Annotated in this window: 1 protein-coding gene; it reads right to left on the bottom strand. The window is 46.9% G+C overall.

Translation table 11 applies throughout. From position 1 onward, the window contains the following. Positions 1-2,715: hypothetical protein (locus D8852_RS09835; protein WP_185755614.1), on the bottom strand; the 2,715-nt coding region annotated here is incomplete at both ends.

Genomic DNA, 2,715 nt, shown 5'->3' with positions numbered 1-2,715 from the left:
TGACTTGCAGATACTGATGCGCTAGTTGATTCGCTTGCACTTACAGACGCTGAAGCTGATTGACTTGCAGATACTGATGCGCTTGCTGATTGGCTAGCTGATACAGATGCTGAAGTTGATTGACTTGCAGATACTGATGCGCTTGCTGATTGGCTAGCTGATACAGATGCTGAAGTTGATTGACTTGCAGATACTGATGCGCTAGTTGATTCGCTTGCACTTACAGATGCTGAAGCTGATTGACTTGCACTTACAGATGCTGAAGTTGATTGACTTGCAGATACTGATGCTGAAGCTGATTGACTTGCACTTACAGATGCTGAAGCTGATTGGCTAGCTGATACAGATGCTGAAGTTGATTGACTTGCAGATACTGATGCGCTTGCTGATTGGCTTGCACTTACAGACGCTGAAGCTGATTGACTTGCAGATACTGATGCGCTAGTTGATTCGCTTGCACTTACAGATGCTGAAGTTGATTGACTTGCAGATACTGATGCTGAAGCTGATTGACTTGCACTTACAGATGCTGAAGCTGATTGGCTAGCTGATACAGATGCTGAAGTTGATTGACTTGCAGATACTGATGCTGAAGCGGATTGACTTGCAGATACAGATGCTGAAGTTGATTGACTTGCAGATACTGATGCGCTTGCTGATTGGCTTGCACTTACAGACGCTGAAGCTGATTGACTTGCAGATACTGATGCGCTTGCTGATTGGCTAGCTGATACAGATGCTGAAGCTGATTGACTTGCAGATACTGATGCGCTAGTTGATTCGCTTGCACTTACAGACGCTGAAGCTGATTGACTTGCAGATACAGATGCTGAAGCTGATTGACTTGCACTTACAGATGCTGAAGCTGATTGGCTTGCACTTACAGACGCTGAAGCTGATTGACTTGCAGATACTGATGCGCTAGTTGATTCGCTTGCACTTACAGATGCTGAAGCGGATTGACTAGCTGATACAGACGCTGAAGTTGATTGGCTAGCTGATACAGATGCTGAAGTTGATTGACTTGCAGATACTGATGCTGAAGCGGATTGACTTGCACTTACAGATGCTGAAGCTGATTCGCTTGAGCTTACTGATGCTGAAGCTGATTGACTTGCAGATACTGATGCGCTACTTGATTCGCTTGCACTTACAGATGCTGAAGCGGATTGACTTGCAGATACTGATGCTGAAGCGGATTGACTTGCAGATACTGATGCGCTAGTTGATTGACTAGCTGATACAGACGCTGAAGTTGATTGACTTGCAGATACTGATGCGCTAGTTGATTGGCTTGCAGATACTGATGCTGAAGCTGATTGACTTGCAGATACTGATGCGCTACTTGATTCGCTTGCACTTACAGATGCTGAAGCTGATTGACTAGCTGATACAGATGCTGAAGTTGATTGACTTGCAGATACTGATGCTGAAGCTGATTGACTTGAGCTTACTGATGCGCTACTTGATTCGCTTGCACTTACAGATGCTGAAGCTGATTGACTTGCAGATACTGATGCTGAAGTTGATTCGCTTGCAGATACTGATGCGCTAGTTGATTCGCTTGCAGATACTGATGCGCTTGCTGATTGGCTAGCTGATACAGACGCTGAAGCTGATTCACTTGAGCTTACTGATGCGCTTGCTGATTGGCTAGCTGATACAGACGCTGAAGCTGATTGACTTGCAGATACTGATGCGCTTGCTGATTCGCTAGCTGATACTGATGCTGAGGCACTTTGGCTTGCACTAATTGACGCAGAGTGGCTCGCGCTTGCTGAGATAGAAGCTGAGTTCTGGTCGTTAGATGCTGAAGCTGATGCACTTTGGCTTGCAGATACTGATGTGCTTGCTGATTGACTTGCACTTACAGAAGCTGATGTGCTTTGGCTTGCACTAATTGACGCAGAGTGGCTCGCGCTTGCTGAGATAGAAGCTGAGTTCTGGTCGTTAGATGCTGAAGCTGATGCGCTTTGGCTTGCAGATACTGATGCGCTTGCTGATTGACTTGCACTGACAGAAGCTGAGGCACTTTGGCTTGCACTAATTGACGCAGAGTGGCTCGCGCTTGCTGAGATAGAAGCTGAGTTCTGGTCGTTAGATGCTGAAGCTGATGCACTTTGGCTTGCAGATACTGATGCGCTTGCTGATTGGCTAGCTGATACAGATGCTGAGGCACTTTGGCTTGCACTAATTGACGCAGAGTGGCTCGCGCTTGCTGAGATAGAAGCTGAGTTCTGGTCGTTAGATGCTGAAGCTGATGCACTTTGGCTTGCGCTTACTGATGCGCTAACTGATTGACTTGCACTTACAGATGCTGATGCGCTTTGGCTAGCTGATACAGATGCTGAGTCGCTTGCACTTGCTGAAGCACTTTGACTAGCACTTGCTGAGCTTGATGCTGATTGGCTCGCACTGATGCTTGCACTTACAGATGCTGAGGCACTTTGGCTAGCTGACACAGATGCAGAGTGGCTCGCGCTTGCTGAGATAGAAGCTGAGTTCTGGTTGTTAGATGCTGAAGCTGAAGCACTTTGGCTTGCAGATACTGATGCGCTAGCTGAGTGACTTGCACTTACAGATGCTGAAGCACTTTGGCTAGCTGATACAGATGCTGAGTGGCTTGCACTTGCTGAAGCACTTTGACTAGCACTTGCTGAGCTTGATGCTGATTGGCTCGCACTGATGCTTGCACTTACAGATGCTGATGCACTT

The sequence above is a fragment of the Streptococcus mitis genome (assembly GCF_003942695.1).
GTDB classification, from domain to species: domain Bacteria; phylum Bacillota; class Bacilli; order Lactobacillales; family Streptococcaceae; genus Streptococcus; species Streptococcus mitis_BD.
The sequence above is the reverse complement of the archived record's forward strand: the minus strand, read 5'-3'. Positions and strand labels throughout refer to the sequence as shown.